At 63.4% G+C, this 24,307-nt stretch carries 21 protein-coding genes, 1 tRNA gene and 2 pseudogenes; 10 read left to right on the top strand and 14 right to left on the bottom strand.

Annotated features, from left to right (window positions below; all coding sequences use genetic code 11):
• Positions 1-6: 6 nt before the first annotated feature.
• From Q7S20_09520 to Q7S20_09545, 6 genes and pseudogenes are all read right to left on the bottom strand, one after another.
• A complete protein-coding gene (locus Q7S20_09520; protein MDO8502072.1) occupies positions 7-1,287 on the bottom strand; it encodes a hypothetical protein in 1,281 nt (426 codons plus the stop codon).
• 192 nt (positions 1,288-1,479) lie between these two features.
• The gene (locus tag Q7S20_09525) at positions 1,480-1,623 is read right to left on the bottom strand and encodes a hypothetical protein (protein ID MDO8502073.1); all 144 of its coding nucleotides are present in this window, start codon (positions 1,621-1,623) and stop codon (positions 1,480-1,482) included.
• Positions 1,620-3,620, bottom strand: coding sequence for a ferrous iron transport protein B (gene feoB / locus Q7S20_09530; protein MDO8502074.1), 2,001 nt, complete (start codon positions 3,618-3,620; stop codon positions 1,620-1,622). The genes Q7S20_09525 and feoB overlap by 4 nt, the downstream gene beginning before the upstream one ends.
• Entirely contained in the window at positions 3,620-4,042 is a 423-nt protein-coding gene (locus Q7S20_09535) for a FeoA family protein (GenBank protein ID MDO8502075.1), read from the bottom strand. Before Q7S20_09535 ends, feoB begins: the two co-directional genes overlap by 1 nt.
• 67 nt (positions 4,043-4,109) lie before the next feature.
• Positions 4,110-4,295 (bottom strand): DUF5615 family PIN-like protein, encoded by a 186-nt coding sequence (locus tag Q7S20_09540; GenBank protein ID MDO8502076.1) that lies wholly within the window; start codon positions 4,293-4,295, stop codon positions 4,110-4,112.
• Positions 4,285-4,446: pseudogene (locus Q7S20_09545) on the bottom strand (DUF433 domain-containing protein). The gene Q7S20_09540 and the pseudogene Q7S20_09545 overlap by 11 nt, the downstream one beginning before the upstream one ends.
• 353 nt (positions 4,447-4,799) lie before the next feature.
• Between Q7S20_09545 and Q7S20_09550 the strand changes: the two are divergent.
• The 3 genes from Q7S20_09550 to Q7S20_09560 all read left to right on the top strand — a co-directional run bounded on the left by Q7S20_09550 (position 4,800) and on the right by Q7S20_09560 (position 9,151).
• A complete protein-coding gene (locus Q7S20_09550) occupies positions 4,800-6,752 on the top strand; it encodes a CocE/NonD family hydrolase (protein MDO8502077.1) in 1,953 nt (650 codons plus the stop codon).
• Positions 6,749-8,350 carry a hypothetical protein gene (locus tag Q7S20_09555; GenBank protein MDO8502078.1) on the top strand — a complete coding sequence of 534 codons (1,602 nt, stop codon included), beginning with the start codon at positions 6,749-6,751 and terminating at the stop codon, positions 8,348-8,350. Before Q7S20_09550 ends, Q7S20_09555 begins: the two co-directional genes overlap by 4 nt.
• 318 nt (positions 8,351-8,668) lie before the next feature.
• Positions 8,669-9,151 (top strand): CocE/NonD family hydrolase C-terminal non-catalytic domain-containing protein, encoded by a 483-nt coding sequence (locus Q7S20_09560; GenBank protein MDO8502079.1) that lies wholly within the window; start codon positions 8,669-8,671, stop codon positions 9,149-9,151.
• A 105-nt stretch (positions 9,152-9,256) separates the two neighbouring features.
• Here Q7S20_09560 and Q7S20_09565 read toward each other — a convergent pair whose 3' ends face one another.
• The 3 genes from Q7S20_09565 to Q7S20_09575 form a co-directional block, all read right to left on the bottom strand.
• Positions 9,257-9,649 carry a cupin domain-containing protein gene (locus Q7S20_09565; GenBank protein MDO8502080.1) on the bottom strand — a complete coding sequence of 131 codons (393 nt, stop codon included), beginning with the start codon at positions 9,647-9,649 and terminating at the stop codon, positions 9,257-9,259.
• A gap of 46 nt (positions 9,650-9,695) precedes the next feature.
• Complete coding sequence (locus tag Q7S20_09570) at positions 9,696-11,045, bottom strand: hypothetical protein (protein ID MDO8502081.1); 1,350 nt, start codon at positions 11,043-11,045, stop codon at positions 9,696-9,698.
• Positions 11,046-11,258: 213 nt separating this feature from the next.
• Positions 11,259-11,331 (bottom strand) — tRNA-Lys (locus Q7S20_09575).
• Between the two features lie 125 nt (positions 11,332-11,456).
• On the opposite strand from Q7S20_09575, the gene Q7S20_09580 reads away from it, so the two are divergent.
• Positions 11,457-11,726, top strand: a complete 270-nt coding sequence (locus tag Q7S20_09580) for a DUF4342 domain-containing protein (protein MDO8502082.1) — start codon at positions 11,457-11,459, stop codon at positions 11,724-11,726.
• Entirely contained in the window at positions 11,723-14,572 is a 2,850-nt protein-coding gene (locus Q7S20_09585; protein MDO8502083.1) for an insulinase family protein, read from the top strand. The genes Q7S20_09580 and Q7S20_09585 overlap by 4 nt, the downstream gene beginning before the upstream one ends.
• Positions 14,573-14,580: 8 nt before the next feature.
• Here Q7S20_09585 and Q7S20_09590 read toward each other — a convergent pair whose 3' ends face one another.
• From Q7S20_09590 to rplS, 5 genes and pseudogenes are all read right to left on the bottom strand, one after another.
• On the bottom strand, positions 14,581-14,931 hold the full coding sequence (locus Q7S20_09590) for a hypothetical protein (protein ID MDO8502084.1): 351 nt from the start codon (positions 14,929-14,931) through the stop codon (positions 14,581-14,583).
• 31 nt (positions 14,932-14,962) lie between these two features.
• Positions 14,963-16,054: a 5-(carboxyamino)imidazole ribonucleotide synthase gene (locus Q7S20_09595; protein ID MDO8502085.1), complete on the bottom strand. Its 1,092-nt coding sequence runs from the start codon at positions 16,052-16,054 to the stop codon at positions 14,963-14,965.
• Positions 16,051-16,557, bottom strand: a complete 507-nt coding sequence (gene purE, locus Q7S20_09600) for a 5-(carboxyamino)imidazole ribonucleotide mutase (GenBank protein MDO8502086.1) — start codon at positions 16,555-16,557, stop codon at positions 16,051-16,053. The genes Q7S20_09595 and purE overlap by 4 nt, the downstream gene beginning before the upstream one ends.
• A pseudogene (locus Q7S20_09605) lies at positions 16,554-17,300 on the bottom strand (ribonuclease HII). The gene purE and the pseudogene Q7S20_09605 overlap by 4 nt, the downstream one beginning before the upstream one ends.
• A 13-nt stretch (positions 17,301-17,313) precedes the next feature.
• Positions 17,314-17,685: a 50S ribosomal protein L19 gene (gene rplS, locus Q7S20_09610; protein ID MDO8502087.1), complete on the bottom strand. Its 372-nt coding sequence runs from the start codon at positions 17,683-17,685 to the stop codon at positions 17,314-17,316.
• A 616-nt stretch (positions 17,686-18,301) separates the two neighbouring features.
• On the opposite strand from rplS, the gene Q7S20_09615 reads away from it, so the two are divergent.
• The 5 genes from Q7S20_09615 (at position 18,302) to Q7S20_09635 (ending at position 24,280) form a co-directional block, all read left to right on the top strand.
• Positions 18,302-18,715, top strand: coding sequence for a hypothetical protein (locus Q7S20_09615; GenBank protein MDO8502088.1), 414 nt, complete (start codon positions 18,302-18,304; stop codon positions 18,713-18,715).
• Positions 18,716-18,867: 152 nt separating this feature from the next.
• The gene (locus Q7S20_09620) at positions 18,868-19,878 is read left to right on the top strand and encodes a tetratricopeptide repeat protein (GenBank protein ID MDO8502089.1); all 1,011 of its coding nucleotides are present in this window, start codon (positions 18,868-18,870) and stop codon (positions 19,876-19,878) included.
• Positions 19,879-20,041: 163 nt separating this feature from the next.
• The gene (locus Q7S20_09625) at positions 20,042-21,007 is read left to right on the top strand and encodes a sigma 54-interacting transcriptional regulator (GenBank protein ID MDO8502090.1); all 966 of its coding nucleotides are present in this window, start codon (positions 20,042-20,044) and stop codon (positions 21,005-21,007) included.
• Complete coding sequence (locus tag Q7S20_09630; GenBank protein ID MDO8502091.1) at positions 21,004-22,605, top strand: HD-GYP domain-containing protein; 1,602 nt, start codon at positions 21,004-21,006, stop codon at positions 22,603-22,605. The genes Q7S20_09625 and Q7S20_09630 overlap by 4 nt, the downstream gene beginning before the upstream one ends.
• A gap of 40 nt (positions 22,606-22,645) precedes the next feature.
• Entirely contained in the window at positions 22,646-24,280 is a 1,635-nt protein-coding gene (locus tag Q7S20_09635; GenBank protein MDO8502092.1) for a peptide ABC transporter substrate-binding protein, read from the top strand.
• The last annotated feature ends 27 nt before the right edge of the window (positions 24,281-24,307 follow it).

Consider the following 24,307-nt stretch of genomic DNA (forward strand, 5'->3'; position numbering starts at 1 on the left):
GAGTTGCTAGAAGGCCCACGTAAGCTGGCCGAACAGCCTGCCATCCGTGTACTTCGTCGTGCCGGCGGTCGAGATGCCGCCATTGAGGTAGGTGTTCTTCAGCGTGTACTCGAGATTCCAACGCGCGCCGGACTTCTCGCTCTGGAAGAAGTAACCGTTCACGCCGAACATGATCATCGACACTTCATTGCTCTTGAGGTCGGTGTTCGGATCGAGGCGGTCGTAGCGGGTGTACACGCCGTACTTCTCGTTGAAGTTGTAGTCCGCCAGCGCGTAGTAGCCAGCGTTGTTGGTCTTGTTCCCGGCCGCATTCATCGTCTCTTCGCCGGCAAAGTATGTGCCGACCACGCGCCAATTATCGCGCACGAAGCGGCCGACGACGCCGGTCTTGTTGAATGCGTCCTTGAACACGATGTCGGTGCTGGGATCCTGCTTGGTCTTGTAGTTGGAGAATTTGCCGTTGTAGCGCATCACGCCGATGCCCGACGCGTTGTCGTCGAGGTTCACCAGCGCGGTCGCGTAGAAGTCCTTGTCGCGGTCGGCGTCGAGCGAGTTCGTAGTGGACGCATCCGAACCGTTCAGCGCGCCGAGCGAGACGTCGAAGCGTTTGTGAATGATCGATGCTTCGAGCCCCTGCTGGCGGGTGAACGGGCGGTAGGTGTTGCTGTTGCCAGCCAGCGCCTCATTCAGCACAATCGCGCGCTGCTCGGCGCTGCGCGCGCCGACGCCGAACACGTGCATCAGCTCCGGCACGATCGAGCCGGCCCGGACCTTCAGGAACGCCTGCTCGCCGCTGCCGATCGGTGCGTTGTACTGCAGGAACGCCTCGGCCAGCTTTTTGCGCGACGCGTCACCCTGCACGATGTTGCTGCCGGACGTCGAACCGGTGTTCTCACTCAGGTAGATCTCGGCGAAGTACGACAGGCGGTTGCTGAGCGCGCCGCCGCTGTAGATGGCCATCGAGTGTAGCTCGAACTGCGTCAGCGCCCGGTTCGCGTACAGGTTCCCCGTGCGCGCGGCGTCCCAGTGGTCGTTGGTCAACCGGGCCTTGAACAGGAGGCTGAAGTAGTTCTCCAGTTTCTGGTCCTTCTCGTTGAACTTCAGCGCTTCGGACCGGTGCCCGTTCTTCAGGAAGTCCAGCCCTTCCTTGGTGAGCTGGTTGGTTGGCGTGGCGTGGCACATCGAGCACGACACGCCGAGCTGACGCGACCACGCAGGAATTGCGTGGAGGTTAGCAGGTGCGAGCAGCGCGACCAACGCAATTAGTGCCAATGCATGTCTTTTCATGAAAGCCGGTCCGGTTGCGGGTGAGTGCGGGAGCGTACGCAGTCGGTCGGTGCTCCCAGTGCGAATAAGTCTGTGACCCGCTCGCTGACCGGAGGATGACCGGGAGATTACAGTTCTGTCATCTGGCGTGGCGTGCACTCCGCGCCCTGCTCTCATTGTGACCCGGTGCGCCCATCAGCAGTGCGCCTCGCCTCAACCGCATCCCGGCCCGCACCCGCCGCCGCCGCGCGGGCGTGCCGCGCCCGAGACGGCCCTCCACGCGCGCCGCGCGAGAAACGCGGCGCACATCAGCACGATGGCCGCCGCGATCACGCGCTGTACCCACATGGCGGTCACGCGCCACCTCCGATGCCGAGGGCGAGACCACCCCGGTACACCAGCAGCCCCGCGCCGTAGGCGAGGCCGAGCATGTAGGCGAACTGGAGCGCCGCCCAGCCCGCGCCGCGCACGCCGCCGCCCATCTCGCGCATGGTCACCGCGATAGTGCTCGTGCACATCAGCGCGAAGACGTAGAAGCACATCAATCCGATCGCGACGAGCGGCGTGTACACGGCCGTCCCGGTGGCGGGATTCCGCTCCGCGCGCAGGCGGGACGCCAGCGCCTGCGGCGCACTCTCCGTGCTCGAGACACCGTAGATCGTCGCCATCGTCGACACGAACACCTCGCGAGCGGCGAACGAGGCGACCATCGATACCCCGATCTTCCAGTCGTATCCGAGCGGCCGCACCGCCGGTTCGATCGCGTGGCCGATGCGGCCCAGCGCAGATTGCTCGAGCCGCGCTTCCTGCGACAGCACCCGTTCCGCCGCCGGCTTGGGATAGCTGGCCAGCGCCCAGAGCAGCACGGAGATCGCGAAGATGATTGTGCCCGCCTTGCGCAGGAACAGTTGCACCCGTTGCCACACGGACGACGCGAGCACCCGGGCGCTCGGCCAACTGTACGATGGGAGCTCGATGATCAGTGCCCGCGTGGCCGAACGCAGCAGCGTGCGCCGGAAGACCGCCGCCGCCGCCAGCGCCGCCACCGTGCCGAGGAGATACATGCCGAGCAGCGTCAGTCCCTGCAGGTTGAACAGGCCCGCCACGGTCGTGGCCGGAACGAATGCGCCGATGAGCAGCGTGTAGATCGGCAGGCGCGCCGAGCAACTCATCAGCGGCAACACCATGATCGTCGCCGCGCGCTCCTTCGGCTGCTGGATGGTGCGCGTCGCCATGATCGCCGGCACGGCGCAGGCGTAACCGGAAATGAGGGGAATGAAGCTCTTCCCCTGCAGCCCGAGCGGACGCATGAACCTGTCCATCACGAACGCCGCCCGCGCCATGTAGCCGGAATCCTCGAGGAGTCCGATGCAGAGAAAGAGCACGGCAATCTGCGGCAGGAACACGACGACGCTGCCGACGCCCCCGAGCGCTCCATCGACGAGCAGGCTGCGCAGCTCGCCCGCCGGCAACGCCGCGCGCAGCAGATATCCCGCCGCGTCAATGAGCGCCTGCACCGCATCGCCGAGCGGGCGAGCCCAGGTGAACATCACCTGGAAGACCAGCGTCATCAACGCGAGGAAGATCAACGGACCCCACACACGGTGCAACGCGATGGCGTCGACGCGGTCGCTGACCGCGTGCGCCGTCCGCGCGCTTCGGGACACGGTGCGCTCCAGCACCGAGCCGATCCACCGGTAGCGACGGTCGGCGTCGGCGCCCGCAGACGCCATGTCGTCGCCGCCTGTCGACGACAGCGCGCCGCTTGCCCCAATCGTGGAGAGCGGCAACGACGGCGCGAGGGCGATCGCGTGCCGCAGGCGATCGATGCCCTCGTGCCGCGTCGCCACCACGGGCACCACCACGGCGCCCAGTTCGTGGATGAGCGCGGGCACGTCCACCTGGATGCCGGCGGCGGCGAGGCGGTCGGCGCGATTGAGCGCGATCACCGTCGGACGTCCGAGCTCGAGGATCTGCGTCGCCAGATACAGGTTGCGCTCGAGGTTCTCGGCATCGACGACCACGACGATCACGTCGACGGGCGGCACTCCCGGCGCCGTGCCGTTGAGCACATCGAGCGCGATCGCCTCGTCCGGCGACTCCGCGACGAGGCTGTAGCTGCCGGGAAGGTCGATGACGATCACCCGCGACGCACCGTCGTGGGTATAGCCGCCCTCGACGCGCTCCACGGTGACGCCGGGAAAGTTCCCGACGCGTTGTCGCATACCCGTGAGTGCGTTGAACAGCGTGCTCTTCCCGCTGTTCGGGTTCCCGATGAGCGCCACCCGAAGCGCGGCTGGCGCCGGCGGCGGCGGCAACTTTCTGGCGCGCAGGGCCCGGCTGGCGGTGGGCACTAGACCAGGGGTCGCACGGTGATGGCCATCGCGACCGATTCATCGAGCGCCAGCCGCGCGCCCTGCACGTCCAGCAGAATGCCATTTCGCGTGCCGACGACGGCCACGGAGGCTCCTTCGAACACGCCGAGCGACCGCAGGCGGCGTGCCTCGAGTGAAGGACAGCCGAGGCAGACGATGAGCGCCCGCCATCCGGACGCGCACGAGCCGAGCGGACAATGTTCGCAGCTCGCCTCCGCTGCAGTGGGCCCGGCGCTGGCGGGGCGAAACCAACTAAGGAGTCGCGTCATGACACGCCGCCACCAACGGCGCTCGCGGGTGCCAGAGCCGCGCGAGCGCCCAGGCTGCTGCACCGCCGCGTCGCCGACGCGCTCGACGCGCTCGACGCGCTCGACGTGCTCGAACATCGGCACGTCCGTCATGCCGTAGAGCCTCGCGATCTCCGGGCGCCCGAACCCGCCCGAGCGCGCCGTGCGATGATCCCGCGAATCAACGATCCGTGCTCCCGTTCGGGAGATTCTGATCCGTCGTGACGAATACGTCGCACGCGGTAGTAGCGAGGCGCATCAGTTCGCCGTTCTCAATGCCGGTCGACCCGAGTCCGCGGACCGTATGGACGTCATGGCCGCGAATCTCTGCCGCAAGGTCCAGTGGCGGGTTCTCGTCAAGCAGCACGCGCACCAACCAGAGGCGAGTCGCGAGCTGAATCGAGCGCCGCGACCGCCTGATGGCGCCTCACCGATGGAAACTGACGGAGGAATTCGTCGAGCGTTTCGCCGCCCTCGAGGTAGTCGAATAGCGACTGCACCAGGACGCGCGTGCCGAAAAAAAGGGGGTTCCGCCAAGATTGTTGGGGTTACTGTGGACGCTTGCGGTTGGGCTCATATCGAACGCTCGGCGAATGCCGTCCTTCAGTATACACCGATCCAGGCTCGTGTGTCTGACTCTCTATTCACCTGCACGGGATACTACCCCTGACTCTGCCAACGCGGCAAGACTCGTCGCAATATCTGCTAACTCGCCCCGCAGGCGGACCCGCATCAAATGAAACGCCAGTGACCATAGCCGACGCGTCTGGCGGAACGAGTCACATCGCCGCAACTTCGCGAATCGATCCGTGCCGTGCGCGTCACGCCTGACGGACGTACGCGCCCCCGCCATCCAGCTATGGAGCCGCCCGTGCTCACATTCACCGCATATCGTTTTCGCGCGTTCGCCATCGGCCTGCTGGTCGCCGCCGCCCCAGCCGCTTTGCCCGCGCAGGTGACGACGCTGCCGAGCGAGACGCCGGCGACGCTTGTGCCGACGAACGATGGCTTCGACCACACGCGGCGCGACGTCATGATCCCGATGCGCGACGGCGTGAAACTCCATACCGTCATCCTCGTGCCGAAGGGCGCGCGCCGAGCGCCCATCCTGCTCACGCGCACGCCGTACGACGCAACCGCGCTGACGAGCCACGCCAACAGCGCGCACCTCGGGCCAAACCTCAACGGCTACGACAACGCGCTCGATGTCATCCTCGGCGGCGGCTACATCCGCGTCGTGCAGGACGTGCGCGGCAAGTATGGCTCGGAGGGCGACTATGTGATGAACCGTCCGCTGCACGGCCCACAGAACCCGACGTCCGTCGACCACGCGACCGATACGTACGACACCATCGACTGGCTCGTGAAGAACATCCCCGAGTCGAACGGCAACGTCGGCATCCTCGGCATCTCATACGACGGGTTTCTGCCGCTGATGGCCCTCGTGAACCCGCACCCGGCGCTCAAGGTGAGCGTGCCGATGAATCCGATGGTTGACGGCTGGATGGGCGACGACTGGTTTCACAACGGCGCATTCCGCCAGCAGAACATGCCGTACATCTACGAGCAAGCCGGGACGCGCGACAATTCGGCAAAGTGGTGGAGCACGCACTACGACGACTACGACATGTTTCTGCAGGCGGGCTCGGCAGGCGAGCTTGGACGGCGGCGCGGGCTTGAGCAGGTCGGCTTCTGGCGCAAAGTGCTCGCGCACCCCGCGTACGACGCATTCTGGCAGGACCAGGCGATGGACAAGATGCTCGCGGCGCAGCCACTCAAGGTGCCGGTGATGCTCGTCCACAGCCTCTGGGACCAGGAGGACATCTACGGCGACATCGCTGTCTACAAGGCGCTTGAGCCGAAGGACACGAACAACGATAAGGTCTTCCTCGTCCTCGGCCCGTGGCATCACGGCCAGGAGATCAAGGACGGCTCATCGTTAGGCGCGCTCAGGTTCGAGAGCAACACGTCGCTCACCTTCCAGCGCGAGGTGCTGCGCCCGTTCCTCGATCACTACCTGAAGGACGAGGCGCCAAAGGCCGACGTCGCGCCGGTGACCGCTTTCGAGACCGGGACCAACACGTGGCGCCGGCTGACGGCGTGGCCGGCCGGGTGCGCCAGCGGGTGCACCGTGCGCGCGACACCGCTCTACCTGCAGCCGCGCCTCAAGCTGGCCTTCGCGGCGCCTGACGCTGGCGGTCCCGCCTACGACGAGTACGTCTCCGATCCGGCGAAGCCCGTACCGTTTCGCGCACGCCCCACGCGCCCCACCGGCTACGACAACGGCCTGACGTGGTCTGAGTGGCTCGTCGACGACCAGCGTGAAGCGTCGGGACGCCCCGACGTCCTCGCCTTCACTTCGGACGCGCTCACGGAGCCAGTCAAGGTCAGCGGCCAGGCCATCGCCAACCTCGTTGCGTCGACCGACGGCACCGACGCCGACTGGGTCGTGAAGCTGATCGACGTTTACCCCGACGAGGTCGCCGCGCAGCCAGCGATGGGTGGCTATCAGCTCATGGTTGCCGCCGACATCTTCCGCGGCCGCTATCGCGAGAGCTTTGAGACGGCGAAGCCGATCGAGGCGAACAGAGCGCTGCCGTATCGCTTCGCGTTGCCGACGGCGAACCACGTGTTCTTACCGGGTCACCGCATCATGGTCCAGGTGCAATCGTCGTGGTTCCCGCTCTACGACCGAAATCCGCAGTCGTTCGTGCCAAACATCTTCTGGGCGAAGCCCGCAGACTATCGGAAGGCGGTGCAGCGGATCTATCACGCTCCGGGGCAGGCGAGTTACGTGGAGCTGCCGGTGGTTATAGCGCGGTGAGGGCGTTCGTCCCACTGGCGGCCGTTTGCTCTTGTGCCGCGGCGCGCGCGCCCACATATAACCAGCAACCCTTACCACGAGGAGTCGGCATGGATCGACCTCTTGTTAGTGCACGGCACGCGATCGTACGGGTCTTGAACCCCATTCTTTGTGTGACGCTTTGCTGCGGCGTGCTCGCGGTCCCCATCGAAAGCTCGGCACAGGTAGTGACGCCTAAAACATTGCCAGTGCTCCAGGGCGGCCAGTTCGACATGTTTCCGTCAGCTCGCGCCGGTATGGGCGGGACGACCATTGCCGTTGACGACACTCTGCTCGATCCGTTCGTCAATCCGGCCAAGGCGACGCGTATTGGCGTGAGTCACATCTTTGCAGCTCCTTTCTTCCATAGTGTGTCGGGCGCCAGGGGAGGGGGACGGAGCCTCCCCGTTGGCGCTGGTGGATCGTGGGGAGCCTGGTCGGCGACGGGGCTGTTCACATTTCAGCAGTTGGATCGTGCCGGCCCGACCTGGAACTTGTCGACCAGCGATCGGTCGGCATTCAATCAGTATGTCGCTGGGTCCATCGCTCGGCGCCTGACGCCGTCCACCAGCGTCGGGCTTGGCGTTCAGCTCGCGGCCCTCGACGCGATCGACGGCGTCGATCTTCTCTACGCGGGTAGCGATCGCATCGAACAGTCCGGCAGCCTGGCCGATTTTCGATTTGGCCTTACGAAAGAAGTTGGCACGGACCGCCATCTCGAGGTCATGCTGGTGCACTCGCGCACCGACATGCGTCACGATGTCAGGTTTACCACGTGGCGCTGGGATCCGGTTGCCCGCCGCAACATTCGGGAACAGCGCACCGACCTCAACCAGGATCGAACCCATATTTGGGGTCTGCACAGCGAGTACTCGCGCCCGGTTGGATCCGAAGGCTGGCATCTGGGCTGGCTCGGCACCGTGAATCGCTTGTCGCACCCCAGGATTCCCAACTACGTCATCCAGAACATCCCGCGCGATCCCGGCACTACGTACAGCTTCAACGCTGGTGCGGGAATTGGCCGCTCGGTGCGCGGAACTTCCTTCGCCGCCGATCTGATCTATGAGCCGATGTTTGCAGACACCTGGGCAGACGCGGCGACAGAAACCGCCGTTATTGGTGGCGGAACGATCAAGGCCGGTGCGAAGACGGTTGAAAACACCTTTCGCTTCGCCAACATCAAGATGCGTCTGGGTGCGGGGCGGGATATCGTGATCCGCCGCGAGGGGAGCACGGTCCTCGGCTACCAGGTGGGACTTGGACTGTACGCGATCAACTACCGGCTGCAACAAGCCAATCATGTGCAGCGGACGTTCCGCACGCAACGCGAAGACTGGGTAGAGTGGTCGCCGACTCTTGGCCTCCGCCTCCGCTCGCGAGACCTGGACGTGCTGTACAATTTCTCGCTCACTTGCGGCCCCGGCGCTTGCGGTCAAACCCAAGGGGGCGGCCAAGTCTTTGGGACCCCGGACATCCTGCGCACCGCAGGCGGAATCATCGCCGCGCCAAGCGGTGAGCTTTTCATGCAGAGTGGCACACTCAAGATCCACAAGCTCACCATCTTGCTACCTGTCCGTTAAGCACGTAGCGAACGATGGGGAGAAGAACCATCCGGTTCCTCTCCCCATCGTTCGCTACCTGATCGAGGCTCACTAATTTGCGGCGCTACATCCAATGACCCGGGCGGGTCTCGAACCCGCGACCTACGGATTAAAAGAAATGAGGCCCACAACACCCCCTACAGAGGGGCGATAGCACCGGAAATAATGAAATGTCTGTCCAATGTCTGACAGGCTCAATCTTATCGAAGTCTCGGAGGTTTCCCGAAGTGGCGGCGTAATAACGTTCCGTCCTTCTTTTCTATTTCCCACACCGGGCCAAGATTTGCCGGAGGCAGGTTGCCGGGGAAGAAATCCGGGGAACGGACGGAGCCGGTCAAGATCAGCGGCCAGGCCATCGCCAACCTCGTTGCGTCGACCGACGGCACCGACGCCGACTGGGTCGTGAAGCTGATCGACGTTTACCCAGACGAGGTCGCCGCGCAGCCAGCGATGGGTGGCTATCAGCTCATGGTTGCCGCCGACATCTTCCGCGGCCGCTATCGCGAGAGCTTTGAGACGGCGAAGCCGAATCGAGGCGAACACAGCGCTGCCGTATCGCTTCGCGCTGCCGACGGCGAACCACGTGTTCCTACCTGGTCACCGCATCATGGTCCAGGTGCAATCGTCGTGGTTCCCGCTCTACGACCGAAATCCGCAGTCGTTCGTGCCGAACATCTTCTGGGCGAAGCCCGGAGACTATCGCAAGGCAGTGCAGCGGATCTATCACGCTCCGGGGCAGGCAAGCTATGTGGAGCTGCCGATGGTCGTTGCGCGGTGTGAGGCCGCGTGCGGCGCCCGGAACCCCGCTTCAGTCATTTCTGCTCGGGTAGAAGGAACTCCAATCTGGGCGCTCCTGCGGAGATTAGCCGGCGCCCAGTCGACCCTCTATTCCGTCGTTTTGCCGTCGAAGTGTTCGTCGTCCTTCTCCGCGTCGGCGCGGGTATGGTGGACAACGCCGTCCCGATGATTCGGCGGCGCATAGAGCGTATAGAGCTTCAGTGGAGCACTGCCGGTATTGATGATGTTGTGATTTGCCCCGGCCGGGACGAGCACGGCGAAGCCCGCGCGGATCGGCGTCCGAACGCCATTGAGAACCGCCTCACCGGTCCCCTCCTCCACGCGAAAGAACTGGTCGAGCTTGTGGACTTCCGCCCCGATCTCTTCCTTGGGCTTCAACGCCATGACGACGAGCTGGCAGTTCTTTGCCGTATAAAGCACCCGGCGAAACTCGTCATTCTTGACGGCGAGACCCTCGATGTCTTTCACAAAGCCTTTCATAAACGACTCCTCCCCCGAGTAATCGGCTTCCGCCTCAGCTAGCGGCCTACAGCACCCGCATGAAGGCCACCAGGTCCTTCTTCTCCTGTTCATTGAGCTTCAATTCCAGGACGAGGTTAAAAAACTCCACCGCGTCCTCCAGCGTCAACAGGCGGTCGTCGTGCAGGTAAGGAGGCGAGTCCTTGATGCCGCGCAGCGGGAAGGTCTTGATCGGGCCGTCGGCCGACGCTTTGCGACCGTTGATCGTGACCTCCTTGAAGAACCGCTCCACCTTCAGGTTGTGCATGGTGTTGTCGGTGTAATACGGCGGGGTGTGGCAGCTCGCGCACTGGCCCTTCCCGGAGAAGATTCCCTGGCCGCGCATCTCGCTCTCGCTGGCTTTGGCAGGATTGAGCTTGCCGAAGACGTTTAGCTTCGGCGCGGGCGGGAAGTCGAGCAGCGCCTGGAACTCCGCCATGAAATGCACCTGGCTTCCGCGTTCGAGGACGTTGGTGCCTTTACGCGCCGCGTCGGCCGGGATGCCGTCGAAATAGGCGGCTCGCTGCTCGAACTCGGTGAAGTCCTCCACGGTCTTCATCGCCCGTTGCGAACCGAACAGGCGCTGAATGTTCAGGCCCCGCAGCGATGGCGTGTCGATCCGATGCCGATGCTCATTCGGCCGAATATCGCCAACCGTGTGGGTGGAGGCGTTCGTATGGCCGTTGGCGTGACAGTCGAAGCAGGCCACGCCCTGAGAGGCCTTCAAGCTGCGTCGGTCTTCGATGGCGTTGAACTGCTGCTGGGGAAACGGCGTGACCAGCAACCGCAATCCTTCGAGTTGCTTGGGATTGAGGATGTCCTTGAACAACTCGTTGAAGTTGCTGAGCGTCACGAGTTTCCCTTGCGAGACGTCGCCCAGATCCGGCCTTGTTGTCAGATAGATCGGTGCCGGGAACTCGGGCAGGAAATGATCCGGCAAGTCGAAGTCAAGGTCGAAGCGAGTCAGATCCCGATCGGTCTGCTTCTTCGTTTCCTCGATTAGGAATTTGGGGAAGATCATACCGCCCGCTTCATGGTGGGGATGCGGCAACGGAAGAAAGCCGGCCGGCCATAGCTGCTTTTCCTTGACTTCCTCCGGCGACAAGGCGGCGAGTTTCTCCCAGGTCCCCATTCCCGCGGGCAACTTGACGCGCACGCCGTCTTGCACCGGCTTGCCGCGCGACATGGCCGTTCCCTTGGCCGGCCGGTCAGCGAGGTCGTAGCGCTGCGCGAGCAAATCCTGTTGGCGCTTCGCGAACGTCGGTTTCTCCGCTTGAAGGCGTTTTACCAGGGTGGGGAAGTCTTCAGCGACGACCGAAGGTGTCTGCGCGAAGCTGACAACCGCCGTGGCGGGCAATGCGGCCAGGAACCATCCCATTCGAGACCAAACTGACATGGCGGACTCCTTCTGAATGTGTCGAAGTGATGAGACTTTCAATCGTATATCCCGTCCGGAGGCGGCGCAGTCGGGGAAATCGGCTCTCAGGGGGAAGTCGCGGCGCAGTCGGTGAGGTTCTCTTGAGAGCCCGCTTCGCTCACCAACCGCATAGATAGCCGCACAGGGGGTTCCCCACTGCGAGCCTAAGGTTAGTGACCCGGGCGGGTCTCGAACCCGCGACCTACGGATTAAAAGTCCGTTGCTCTACCAGCTGAGCTACCGGGTCTCGTTGTGATTCGCTGATTCTACAACGTTGACCCGTGCGATGGCTACTGGCGCGTCACCTCAGTTTCCGCAATTGTCACAAAACCCCCCTCGCCGCCGTAGGTTTCCGGAGCGACACTCAACCCAATGAAAATGACAACTGCGAACTCCAGCTCCTCCCCGCATGCCGAGGAGCACAAGGTCAGTGCCGACAAGCTCCTCGAGAAGGTCAAGCAGATCATACGCGAGGGAAATGCGCGCAAGATCAGCATCCGCAACGACGCGGGCAAAAGCTTGATGGAAATCCCTCTCACGATGGGCGTCATCGGCGTGGTGCTCGCCCCGGTGTGGATCGCCATCGGCACGATCGCCGCACTCGCCGGACACTATACCATCGTCGTCGAGAAGCGCACATGATGTCTATTCGAGCTCTCTCACTCCCGGCGCTGCTTCTTCTCGCGGCCCCGGCTGTCGCGCAACAGACCGCACCCGTGCCGGCTGCCACTCCGGTATCCCTCTCGACCCAGCTTCCGGTTGACCGGAAGGTCCGCATTGGCACTCTGCCAAACGGCATCCGCTATTACATCCGGCAGAACACGCGCCCCGAGAAGCGGGCCGAGCTACGGCTGGTGGTGAACGCTGGCTCCGTCCTCGAAAACCAGAGCCAGCTCGGCCTCGCGCACTTCCTCGAGCACACGGCGTTCAACGGCACGACGCACTTCGCAAAGAACGATCTCATCAAGTACCTCGAGTCCATCGGCGTTCGATTCGGAGCCGACCTGAACGCGTACACGAGCTTCGACGAGACGGTCTACATCCTTCCGATCCCGACCGACACAGCGCGGATCGTGGATCAGGCCTTCACGATCCTCGAGGATTGGGCGCACGGCCAGACCTTCAACCCCACCGAAGTCGCCAACGAGCGTGGCGTGGTCCGCGAGGAATGGCGCGGCAGGAAAGGCGCCGGCGACAGAATGCTGCAGCAATGGCTTCCCGTTGCGTTCAAGGGATCGCGATACGCCGAGCGGCTGCCGATCGGTACCGAGCAGAGCATAATGGCGGCGACACCCGCCAAGCTCCGCGCGTTCTATCGCGACTGGTATCGCCCCGACCTCATGGCGGTCATTGCGGTCGGCGATTTCGATCCCGTTGCGATCGAGGCGAAGATCAGAGAGCATTTCTCCAGGCTGCCGAAGGCCGTCAACGCGCCGCGCCGCACGATGTACGACGTTCCCTCAAACAGGGACCCCATCGTCGCCATCGCCAGCGATAAGGAAGCGACGAACTCGAGCGTCAATCTCATGTACAAGCTTCCCGCAACGAGCGTGAAGACGGTCGGCGATTACCGCACGATGCTGATGGAGCGACTCTATCTCCAGATGCTCAACAGCCGCTTCTCCGAGATCAGCGAGAAGCCGGACGCACCGTTTCTCGGCGCGGGAGCATCGAAGGGAGGCTTCTTCGCCCGCACCACCGAGGCGTTCACTCTCGCCGCGAACGTGAAGGACGGCGGAGTCGAGCGAGCAACCGAAGCGCTCCTCACCGAATCGCGCCGCGTGGACCAGTTCGGATTCCTGCAGTCCGAGCTCGACCGCGTGAAGCAGAACGTTCTCCGCTCCTACGAACGCTCGTACGCCGAGCGCGACAAGACGCAGTCGGGCTCGTTCGTCGAGGAGTACATCGGCAACTACCTCGAGACCGAAGCGATCCCCGGCATCGAGTACGAATACAAGCTCGCGCAGGATCTTCTGCCGACGATCACCCTGGCCGAGGTGAACAATCTCGCGAAGCGGTGGATAACGGACGAGAATCGCGTGATCATCGCGCAGACTCCGATCAAGGAAAGCGTCCCTGTTCCGACGAAGAGCGGAATTCTCGCCGCGTTCGATCGCGCCGCCAAATCAACGATCGCAGCGTGGACGGAGAATCTCTCGGAGGACAAACTGATCGCCACCGCGCCAGCGGCGGGAAAGATCATCTCATCGAAGCCGATCTCGAGCATCGGTGCAACCGAGTGGACGCTCTCCAACGGAGCGCGCGTCATCGTCAAACCGACGGACTTCAAGGACGACCAGGTGCTCTTCTCGGCGTACAGCGCCGGCGGCACGTCGCTGGTCAGCGATCCTGACTTCATCTCGGCAGCGCTCTCATCGCAGGTGATGAGCCTGGGCGGGCTGGGAAGCTTCAGCCGCATTGATCTCATGAAGAAGCTCACCGGCAAGGCCGCGTCCGTCAGTCCGGTGATCGGCGAGTTCACTGAAGGCCTCAGCGGCAGCAGCTCGCCCAAGGACATCGAGACGATGTTCCAGCTCATCTATCTCGATTTCACGGCGCCGCGCCTCGACACCGTGGTGTTCGCGACATTCCGTGGACAGGCAGCGACATTCCTCGCGAATCGCGGCCTTTCGCCCGAGGCGGTGTTCTCGGACACGGTGCAGGTGACGCTCGCGCAGCACGCCTTCCGCGCGCGGCCGATGACCCCGGCGGTATTCAACGAGGTGAATCCGGACAGGGCACTCACGTTCTACAAGGATCGCTTCGCGAACGCCGGCGACTTCACGTTCGTTCTGGTCGGCAACGTGGACACTGTGGCAATCAAGCCGCTCGTGGAGACTTATCTCGCTTCACTGCCCGGCACCGGAAGAGTCGAGAAGGCGCGCGACAACGGCATCACGCGGCCGAAGGGCATCGTGCAGAGAGTCGTGCGGAAAGGGACCGAGCCGAAGGCGAATACCATTTTCGCCTTCACCGGGCCGTGCACGTACTCGCCGGAGAACCGGCTCACGCTGCGCGCGCTCAACACGCTGATGCAGACGCGCCTGAACGAGACGCTGCGCGAGAAGCTTGGCGGGACCTACAGTCCTGGCGTCGGCGGAGGCTGCTCGCGCGAACCGCGCCAGGAGTACACGATCCAGATCTCGTACGGATCGTCGCCCGAAAACGTGGAAACTCTCTCCAGCGCCGTGTTCGCCCTGATTGACAGTCTCAAGGCCCAGCCTCCTTCCGTCGCTGACGTGGACAAGGTGAAGGAGGAGATCCTTCGGTCACGCGAAGTCGAAGTGAAGACCAACCCCTACTGGATCACCAACATCGCCGCACGCGATCAGGCAGGAGAGGATCTCAGCGGACTCGGCTCGGCGTACGACGAGATGGTGAAGCGACTCACGCCGGCAATGATTCAACAGGCAGCGAAGACGTACTTCAACACCGCGAACTACGCGCGATTCGTTCTGCTCCCGGAGAATCAGGGCGCGACGAAATAGGGGATGAGCTACACGTACCCCGCCCGGATGTGCAGCGGCCACTGAACGAGATGCCGCACGTCCGGGTCACCCCAGTGGCGAGCAAGCGCCGGTTTCACCGGCGCCACCGGATAGTGAGGCCGATACCGGGAATAGAGTGCCGCGCCGCCGGAGAAGAGATCCCTGAATTGCGTCACGCCGGGGAATATGCGGCACGTCGAGGAGCTCAGCGACGATACCCATCGCCGAGCCTGCCTCGGGCTACATCTTCGGAAGTTCGGAAGGAGCGCCTTGTCCACGACGTGGATCACTCCGTTGGACTGATACACGTTGTAGGTCGAGATGAGAGCGGCCGCAGCTGCGATGGCTCTTTGGTGCATCGTCGCTCTCCTGAAGCTGGCTCGGCTCAGATCACCGCGACATCGCGTGCCGCAGCTCGGCCACCTTGCCTCGTACACCGTCCAGGTCGTCCGCGATCACTGTGATGTGGCCGAGCTTCCGCCGGGGGCCGGGCGACTTCCCGTACATGTGAACATGAACGTTATCCACCTCGCCAAGCCGCCGCACGTCCGGCTCGGTGCCGATGACGTTCACCATTCCGGCCGCGCCTCCCATTTCCGTGGATCCCAGCGGAAGCCCGATGATCGCCCGAAGATGATTCTCGAACTGGCTCGTGTCCGCTCCTTCGATCGTCCAGTGGCCCGTATTGTGGACACGTGGCGCCATCTCGTTGGCGACGAGACCCTCTCCCGTCTCGAACAGCTCGATCGCGAGCACGCCGACGTAGCCGAAATCTTCCATCAGCCTCCGCGCATACTCCTCTGCTTTCGCCTGCAGGCCGGCCGATACGCCCGGCGCAGGGGCAAGCGAAAAGCGCAGGATGCCCTCGCTGTGATGATTCTCCACGAGCGGATAGAACGCAAACTCGCCGGCGCGCGATCTCACGGCGATGATCGAGAGCTCGCGCGTGAATTTCACGAACGATTCGACGATCGCCGGCAATCCGCCAAGCTTCACCCACGCGCCGCCGATATCGTCTCGCGTGCGAATGACGGCCTGCCCTTTTCCATCATAGCCGAGCCGTCTCGACTTGAGAACCGCGGGCAGCCCGACGCGCTCGAGCGCTTCGCGAACTTCGCGCATGCTGTCCACAGCGGCGAACCGCGCGGTCGGAATTTTCAGGCGCTCGAAACAGGCCTTTTCGACGGCGCGGTCCTGCGCGGTCTCCAGCGCGAGCGGAGACGGATAAGTCGGGACGCGCTCGGCGACATAGCGCACTGCATGCGCCGGGATGCTCTCGAACTCGTACGTCGCGACATCCAGACCTTCGGCGAAATGCGCGAGGGCGGTATCGTTGTCGTAGTCCGCCACTACCAGCTCGGCGAATCGCCCCGCGGGCGCTTCAGGATCGGGCGAAAAAAAACGGAAGCGGCATCCAAGCCGGCTTCCGGCAAGCGCGAGCATCTGCCCGAGCTGCCCGGCCCCCATCACGCCGACTATCACTCGGCGCTGGCTGGGTTGGGTTGGTCCAGTACCGCCTGCGTCTGAGTCTGGCGGAAAGTATCGAGAGCGTCGCGAAGCTCGGCGTTGTCTATCGCAAGAATCGCCGTCGCGAGCAGCGCGGCGTTGATCGCTCCCGCCTTGCCGATGGCGAGAGTGCCGACCGGAACGCCGGCGGGCATCTGCACGATGGAAAGCAGCGAGTCTATCCCCTTGAGCGCCTTGCTCTCGACGGGAACACCGAGCACGGGAAGAGTCGTCTTGGCGGAGACCATGCCTGGCAGATGCGCCGCGCCCCCCGCTCCGGCAATGATCACGCGAAGCCCCCGACTGTGCGCCGAGCTGGCGTACTCGAACAGCAGGTCGGGAGTTCGATGCGCAGAGACGACGCGCGTCTCGTTGGGAACGCCGAGGGCGTCGAGCGTCTCGACGGCGTGACGCATCGTTTCCCAGTCGGATCTGGATCCCATGATCACGCCGACCAGCGGATTGGTTGCCAAGCTCAGCCCGGGAGAGGAAATGAAATGGAGATGACTTCGGTGGCGAGGTCCACTTCGGGGCGCGCGGAATCGAAATCGAGCACCAGCTGGCTCACGCGGAAGAAACTCCTGCGGTGATGCGGCGTGATCCCGTGCGAATCGAGGCCGCGGATGTGCGCGCGCGTCGTGTATCCGACGTTGCGCTCCCACGTGTACGCGGGATACCGCAGGGCGAGCCGCGCCATGAGATGATCGCGCGTGACTTTCGCGACGATGGAAGCGCAGGCGATCGTGAAGCAGCGCGCGTCGCCGTGAACCACCGCCGTGTGCGGCACGAGCAGAGTGCGCATCGTCTTGCCGTCAATGATGACGTAATCGGGCTGGACCTGGAGGCGTGACAGTGCGCGCTTCATGGCGAGCACGCTCGCCTGGTAGATGTTGAGCCGCTCGATTTCTCTCACGGAGGCGGCGCCGAGTGCACAGGCGATGGCCTTGCTCCGGATCTTGACGGCGAGGCGGACGCGCTCGTCGGGGGTGAGCATCTTGGAGTCGTCCACGCCGCGAATAGCGCGCATGTCAGGCGGCATGATGACGGCGCACGCGACGACCGGGCCGGCGAGCGGGCCGCGGCCTACTTCGTCAACGCCAGCGAGAAGCGGTCCCCGCTCTTTGCGGAGATCCCTCTCGATATGGGTCCATCTCTTTAGACGGTACGGAGCGCGGCTCCTGGGGGCGGGCTCTTTCGAGCCGTCATCAGCCACGCCCTTGCTGCTCTGCGAAGCGTTACGCCTCGGCGCCCGGAACCTGGACGCGCACCTTTCTTTCCTTGATGCGGGTCGCCTTGCCCGTGAGGTGCCGGAGGTAGTAGAGCTTGGCGCGACGAACGCGGCCGCGGCGAACCACCGTGATTCCGGCGATCATCGGGCTATGCGTCGGGAAGATGCGCTCGACGCCGATGCCGCTGGAGATCTTGCGGACCGTGAACGTCTCGCTGACACCGCTGCCGCGGCGAGCCAGGCAAACACCCTCGAACGCCTGGAGGCGCTCCTTGTCACCTTCCTTTACACGAACATTGACGCGAACCGTGTCACCGGCGCGGAAGGGCGGCAGATCGCCGCGGAGCCACTCTTTCTGGGTTTCGATAAATGGATGCATATGACGCTCGGGGCGAAGGTTGGCAGCCCGTCGGGATGGTTAGAAGGTAGAGACCCAAATTAACCGGCTGGAAGCGTTTATGCCACTGCCCGGAGTCAACCGCAAAGCTCTTCAGCGGTTACTGCGGCGCCGCGTGAATCGCGCCCCTTCTTCCTCTCGCCACTTCGCGATCTTCGCGCAGATTCCTTGTCATCATCTTGGCCGGGGTTGGTTGTTGTAGATGGCTGGTAACACAAAGCAAATACGAGGAAGGTTTGTAGACTCTAACAATCTGATCTACATGTAACACAACGTTATACCATTATTTTACACCGCAGAAGCTTCAATTCACCTAAGCCATTATATGACAATGGGTTAGATGACGGTATGACCGTTGCTATAGAGGCTGCGACCGGCCATACCTTTCGACTGGAGGCTTCAGGTGGATCGATTTAAAGTTTTCCGAACACTCGCTCTGGTAGCGGCGGCCGTTGGACTGGCGGGTTGCAGCGACCAGCCTCTGCCAACCGGTCCTGCCAGCGTTGCGGATCCACCCCTTCAGTTTTCGCGGTTTAGCGCCTGGGATGACGGGCGTCAGACCGCCATCGAATGGCAGGACGCGCCGAGGAGTGTGTCGGTGACCAGAGTCATCGGTGCTGGGGGCGGAACGCTGTCCATACCAAGCGCCGATTTCACCATCACTTTTCCGGCGGGTGCGGTAGCTGTCCCTGTTTCGATTACGGTAAGTACGGTGAACGGGGGGTATGTCGCCTACGACATGCTTCCGCGCGGGATCACCTTTGCCGCCACGGTATTGGTCAAGCAGGGCTTGCACAACACCGAAGTCTACGACGACGACTTCAATCGCACCCTGGTTCTCCACGGCGTGTACATCGGCAGCGATGTTATGCCAGGTATCGATAGAAAGGTCCCGGTAACCGAGATACTGCCTTCGGCGATCGTGTTTACCCGCGTGCGCGGCAAGTTGATGCCGGACTATCTGGTCTGGCAGATCAATCACTTCTCGAGGTACATGCTGGCGTCAGGATGATTTGCGGGGCCGGCGCGTCAAGCCGGCAAGTATCGGTGGAAATCCGTAGAGTCTTCGCAAACCGCAGAGCGCTCAACGGTCCGACTCTTTTTCTCCTCTTATCAGCCCGATGATATTCACACGAACCGTGATACGGCAGCGTGCCAGCTGACATGACGCAGGCTCATAGACTGGCCGAAGCTGCGCGCGAGGCCGAGACGAGAGGCGAGAATGCACGCGCCCTCGCGCTCTATGACGATGCGCTGGCAGAGCTTGGCTCGCACAGCTCCGACCCGCTGGCCGCGACAGTCTTGCGGTGGAAGGGCACGTTGCTGCGCGAAACCGGCCAGACGGAGGAGGCCTGCCGGCACTATTTGCGCAGTCTGGCGGTGGCCGAGCGTACCGGCCTCGCCGACGTCAAGGCGCACGTCCTCAATTGCCTGGCGATAATCGCCCAGCGACGCGGAGACCTGCGCGAAGCCGAGCGCCTGTATGAAAAGGCGTCCGAGTGCGCGACAGAGGGGCTCGAGCATCGCCTTCTTGGCATGATTCAGCAGAACCGCGGTGTGCTCGCCAACATGCGGGGCGACTTTCCGGCGGCTTCGAGTCTATATGAAGAGAGTCTCAAGACGTTCGAGATAGCTGGTGACGATCAGGCGGTATCCTGGGTGCTGAACAACCTGGGGATGCTGCACACCAAGCTCGGGCATCTGGTCGAAGCCCAAAAACACCTGGAGAGTGGATTGGCGATAGCCAAGCGCCGCGACGATGCACTCGTGGAAGAGATCATCACGCTCAACCTGGCCGAGCTGTGGGTTCGCGCCGACGATCTCGAGCTCGCTGAGAAGCTATGCTCGCACTCCCTCGAAGCAGCGAACAGACGCAGCGATCGTCTCACAGCCGCGGAAGCGCTGACCTGTCGGGCCCGGATCGAGCGGAAGCGGGGCGAGTTCGACAAGGGCATTGCCAGTCTCCAGATGGCGCGTTTCGAAGCGCAGGGCTCGGAGGATCGAATGCTGCACGCCGAGATTCAACGCGAGCTCGGGCAGCTTGCCCGGGATCGTGGAGACACTCCGGCCGCGAAGGATGCACTTTCCCAGGCCGCAGTCGAATTTCGAAACGTGGGTGCGCTCCACGACGCCGTCGAGACCGAAACGCTGCTGATGCACCTCAGCCCAGGCTGATCGGCCGGTGAAGGTCCAGCGGGGCTCGTCAGGCCGACTTTGCCCTGGCATATGTTGCTGACCTCCCGAATTATTTACTTTCTTCTGTGTGACAGCACAGAAACCTCCGATTATTTCGACGCGACACGTCCATGGCCTCAGAGAGCCGTGGGCCTCCCACATTGTGGGGGAGAGCCCTGCGTTGCTGGAGGTCATTGAGCTCGCTCATCGAGTTGCGGCCAGCCGAAGCGTGACGGTCCTCCTTGTTGGAGAAACAGGAACCGGCAAGGAGCTTTTCGCCCGCGGAGTACATGCCGCAAGTCCGCGCACTGCTGACCCCTTTGTCGCCATCAATTGTGCGGCGATCCCCGACACTCTGCTCGAGACCGAGCTGTTCGGGCACGAGGCAGGCGCCTTCACGGATGCCCGCACGCTCAAGACGGGCCTGTTCGAGATCGCAGGAGCCGGAACCATTTTCCTCGACGAAATCGCTGAGCTTCCGTTAAAGCTTCAGTCGAAGCTGCTTCGGGTGCTCGAGGAACGGAAGTTCAGGCGCGTCGGTGGCCACATAGAGCGGCAGCTCACCGCGCGCATCATCACGAGTACCAACGCCGCTCTCGAGCCTGCTGTCAGCGAAGGGACTTTTCGAGGCGATCTTTTCTATCGTCTGAACGTCATTCGCATCGAGCTTCCTCCGCTCCGGGAGCGGGCCGGCGATGTTCGGCTCCTTGCAGCGTACTTCGTCAGGAGGCACGCCGAAGGGGACGACCGGCCCAAGCTTCGGATCTCGGACGCATCATTGGATGTCCTCGAGCAGTACGGCTGGCCGGGCAACATCCGCGAGCTGCGGAATGTCATCGAGCGTGCGGTAGTGGTTTGCTCCGGAAATGTGATCGAGCCGCACCACATCTCGCTTCAGCGCCGCTCCCTCGTTCCCATCACTGCGGCTCAGGCAGGGATGACGATCCATATCCCCCCCGAAGGCAAGTCGCTAAACGTCATTGTGAACGAAGCGATCCACGCCACGATCGGCCTTACTGGCGGTAATCTCAGCGCGGCGGCGCGTTTGCTCGGAATTTCCCGGCCGACCCTCGCCCGGAAGCTCCGTGAACACGGGCTCGTTCGGCGCACTATCCTGGCCTCTGCGTGACGGCGGCGATCCATTCCGGCGTGGATGAAGGACGCGAGTCGATTTCGATAGCCCGCGGCTTGGAGCGCGCCAATCGCGCGGAGAAGAAAGGCAGATGGGAGGCGGCCTGCGGCGAATACGAGCGGCTGATCAGAAATCCCGAGGCCCGCCTCGACACACGACTCTCAGCGCTACGTCTCCTGGGCCGCGCCTACCTGGAGCGTGGCGATCGCGGCGCAGCGAGAGACGTGCTGGAAGCAGCCGTCGCTGCCGCAGAGCAAGCCCGCCGACCCGCCGCGGTCGCTCGCGCGCTCAACGTAGTTGCGATCCTCGAGCAAACTGTGGGGAACCTGGAAGAGGCGGCGGCGCTTTACGTCCTGGCTCGAGGGCAGGCGCAGGCAGCGGGTGACGGCGCCCTCGTCGCGATGATCGATCAAAACGCCGGCACCGTGGCCAGCATCCGCGGCGACACCCGCGGCGCGCTCGAGTCATTCCGCCTGAGTCTCGCCGGATATCAGTCACTCGGCATGACCGACTACGCCGGGCAGGTGCTCAACAACATGGGCCTCGCGTTCGTCGACCTCGGCGCCCATCGATCCGCCGAATCGGCGTATGCAGAAGCGATCCAGTCATTCGACGCCGGTGGTGACCGCTCGAAGCAAAGAGACGTTGCCGTGAATCAGGTGCAGCTCTGGATCGCAATGCGACGGTTCGACAAGGCGCGGCATCAGTGCGACGAGCTTCTCGCCGCCACAGGTGGCGAGAAGCAACCGTGGGCGGGCGAAGTGCTTCGTCACATGGGTGTGATCGCGCGCGAGCGCTCTGAGTATGCTGCATCGAACGAATTTCTCGCCCTGGCGGCGAAGCTTGCCGACGAGTCGGAGGACTATCTGCTGACCGCCGACGTCGCGGAACAGCAGGCCGAGCTCTTCTGGGCCGAGGAGCGTCATCGCGAGATGCTGGCGAGCCTGAATCGGGCGCGCGCAATCTATTCCCGGCTCAACGCCATGCATCGCGTCGCCGACATAGAGCGGCGAAACGCCAACCTGGAACAGCGCTTTCTGAAAATTGCCCGGAGCTGGGGCGATTCGATCGAAGGCGCCGACCACTACACACAGGGCCACTGCGAACGCGTGGCCAGTCTGGCGTGCGCACTTGCCGTCCGCGCCGGACTCGATCCCCGGGACATGTTCTGGTTCAGGCTTGGTGCGCTCCTGCACGACGTGGGCAAGGTCATCGTGCCGCCCGAGGTGCTCAATAAGGCGGGGCAGCTGACGCCGGACGAATGGGATTTGATGAAGCGCCATCCGGAGGAGGGTCTCAAGCTCGTCGCCGGCGTTGACTTCCCCGGAGACGTGCGCTCGATGATCCGCAGTCATCACGAACGGTGGGATGGCAAGGGCTATCCGGACGGTCTCGCCGGCGAAGCGACTTCCCTGCCCGCGCGGATACTCTGCATCGCCGACGTCTATGACGCACTCACCTCGCCGCGTCCGTATCGTCAGGCGCTTAGCCATGACGAAGGCATGCGCATCATGCTCTCCGCTGACGGTCAGTTCGACCCCGGCCTGATACCGATTTTCACCGAGTGGGCTACCCCGCCAAGCCGCCCGAATTGAGTCTCTGCGCCTGACAGCGCGGGCCAACCCGAATTAAGCCATGAAGCCCATTTCGCTGATTCAAATCTGCGCCGCCGCCGCCGCGGTCGCCCTCTCGCTTTGCGCGTGTTCTCCCGACAGGTCTGAGAAACCGGCGGGGGGCGGAACGATAGTGATATCCGCGTCGGCCGATCCAGATCTTCTCCTCCCGCCACTCACTATGTCTGTGCAGGGAAAGCAGATCGTGGATCAGATCTTCGACAACCTGGCGGACATCGGCGACGGCATGAACACAGTCGGCGACTCCGGCTTCCGTCCACGCCTCGCGAAGAGCTGGCGCTGGGCCCCCGATTCGAGCTGGATCGAGTTCAACATCGATCCGAATGCGCGCTGGCACGATGGGAAGCGTGTGCAGTCCCCGGACGTGAGATTCACGTTCTCGCTGCTAAAGGACACCGCCGTAGGCTCCCAGCTCGCGGCGAATGTGGAGAATGTCGATTCGGTGACGCTGCCGGACCCTCTCATCGCGCGGGTATGGCTGGCGAAACATCCTCCCAACGAGTTTTTCAGACTCGCGTCCGCCATCGCCATTCTGCCCGAACATCTGCTGAAGCATGTGGCCCCGCAGTCTCTCCGCACTTCCTCTTTCGCTCGCGCTCCGATTGGCAGCGGAAGGTTCCGATTCTCGAAGTGGACACCGTCCACGAGCATCGTCCTCACGGCCGATACGGCCAACTACCGCGGCCGGCCGGAAACCGACAGGCTCGTCTGGTTGGTCTCACAGGATTACGACGGCGCCGCTTTGAGATTCCTGAGCGGCCAGGCCGACTTCCTGGACGTGGTGAAGCCGGAGCTCGTCGACAAGGTTCGTGCCGGGGGACGGCACCTATCCACCGGTACGCCGAGCCTGAATTACGGATACGTCGCATTCAACCTTCGCGACGGCGCCACCTCGCGTCCCCATCCGATCCTTTCGGATCGCGCGGTGCGCCGCGCTCTCGTCATGTCGGTCAACCGTGCGGCGCTGGTGAAAAACGTCTTCGACACGCTTGGTCTCGTGGCCCACGGACCTGTGACGCGCGCCATTCCGACGAGTGACACCAGCATCGGCCTTCCCTACGACGTGGTTGCTGCGGCCGCAGCGCTGGATGCCGCCGGATGGAAGCTTTCGTCATCGGGAATCCGGATGCGCAACGGCCGCCCGCTTCGATTCACGCTGATCGTGCCAACGTCAAGCGCACCGAGGATGAAGTTCGCCGTCCTGCTTCAGGACCAGTGGAAGCGGATAGGGGCCGACGTCCGCCTCGACCAGCTGGAGCTGTCCACGTTCGGCGCGCGAATGGAAGCCCACGAGTTCGACGCCCTGCTGAATGCCTGGCAGATTGATCCTGACCCCGCCTCCGTGCGCGACGAGTGGGTGAGCGCCGAACGCAACAAGGCCGGTTTCAATTTCGAGTCGTACTCCAACCCTGTCGTCGACGCACTCCTCGACAGCGCCGCCGCGAGCGGAGATCCGAAGCAAAGCAGATCGCTGTATCGTCGCGCGTATCGCGAGATAACGGAAGACGCGCCTGCTCTCTGGCTGTACGAGTCGCGCAATGTGTTCGGCGTCGCGCCGCGCGTCGAGACAACCGGAATGCGCGCTGACGCCTGGTGGGCCCGGCTCGCGGACTGGAAGATCCGTCCGCCGGGCTGATCCGACGGGAAGCGCAATCCGGTCGCT

Source organism: Gemmatimonadaceae bacterium, from assembly GCA_030647905.1.
Taxonomy (GTDB): Bacteria; Gemmatimonadota; Gemmatimonadetes; order Gemmatimonadales; family Gemmatimonadaceae; genus UBA4720.

Bases quoted from the DNA above. Each gene is read 5' to 3' on its own strand.
- Q7S20_09520 (MDO8502072.1), bottom strand. From the start codon at position 1,287: ATGAAAAGACATGCATTGGCACTAATTGCGTTGGTCGCGCTGCTCGCA.
- Q7S20_09535 (MDO8502075.1), bottom strand. From the start codon at position 4,042: ATGACGGACGTGCCGATGTTCGAGCACGTCGAGCGCGTCGAGCGCGTC.
- Q7S20_09565 (MDO8502080.1), bottom strand. From the start codon at position 9,649: ATGAAAGGCTTTGTGAAAGACATCGAGGGTCTCGCCGTCAAGAATGAC.
- Q7S20_09570 (MDO8502081.1), bottom strand. From the start codon at position 11,045: ATGGGATGGTTCCTGGCCGCATTGCCCGCCACGGCGGTTGTCAGCTTC.
- Q7S20_09580 (MDO8502082.1), top strand. From the start codon at position 11,457: ATGAAAATGACAACTGCGAACTCCAGCTCCTCCCCGCATGCCGAGGAG.
- Q7S20_09585 (MDO8502083.1), top strand. From the start codon at position 11,723: ATGATGTCTATTCGAGCTCTCTCACTCCCGGCGCTGCTTCTTCTCGCG.
- Q7S20_09590 (MDO8502084.1), bottom strand. From the start codon at position 14,931: ATGCACCAAAGAGCCATCGCAGCTGCGGCCGCTCTCATCTCGACCTAC.
- rplS (MDO8502087.1), bottom strand. From the start codon at position 17,685: ATGCATCCATTTATCGAAACCCAGAAAGAGTGGCTCCGCGGCGATCTG.
- Q7S20_09620 (MDO8502089.1), top strand. From the start codon at position 18,868: ATGACGCAGGCTCATAGACTGGCCGAAGCTGCGCGCGAGGCCGAGACG.
- Q7S20_09635 (MDO8502092.1), top strand. From the start codon at position 22,646: ATGAAGCCCATTTCGCTGATTCAAATCTGCGCCGCCGCCGCCGCGGTC.